Genomic DNA, 539 nt, shown 5'->3' with positions numbered 1-539 from the left:
CCACTGGCCGACTGGATGCGGATGCTCCGCACGTAGGTGTCGCCCGACAGATCCAACCCGCGCAGAGCCTGTGCCAACTGTGGCTGGGCGGGGGTCAACTTCAGATGCCAGCGGCCGACGTTACCCTGTGCATTGACGTTGAACTGGGAATACAGCGCCGACAGGTCGCCAGCGAGCATCGCGCGCATCATGCGAGAGACCTGCGCCACACCGGCGGCGTTGCGCGCGCCGCGCATGGGCTTGTCGTTCGCATCCAGCGCGGTTACACCGGAGTCGGTTATCACGTACGTCATGCGGGTCGGCTGCTCGATGCGCCAGACTGCGCCCTGATCGCGCATGAACAGGAGCGTGCCGTTGCTCACCAGCGGCTTCTGCATGGCCTGCAGCGATTGCGTTTGCACGAACTGCGCGCGCACGCCACGGGCCTGTGCCAATTGCGCCGCCACTTGCGAGACGAGTGTGCTTCCCTGTGGACCTTCGGTCGATGCCGCGCTGGCGAATGTGCACGCGCTCAGCATCAGCGCGGCAACCCACGCGCG

At 66.0% G+C, this 539-nt stretch carries 1 protein-coding gene; it reads right to left on the bottom strand.

What is annotated here, in order from left to right; all coding sequences use genetic code 11:
• The coding region (locus ACWKV5_RS29670) for a LolA family protein (protein WP_483844155.1) at positions 1–539 on the bottom strand (539 nt) is incomplete at both ends.

The sequence above is a fragment of the Pseudomonas oplopanacis genome (assembly GCF_057128725.1).
Note: the sequence above shows the minus strand (reverse complement) of the source record. Positions and strands in the feature narration are given on the sequence as shown.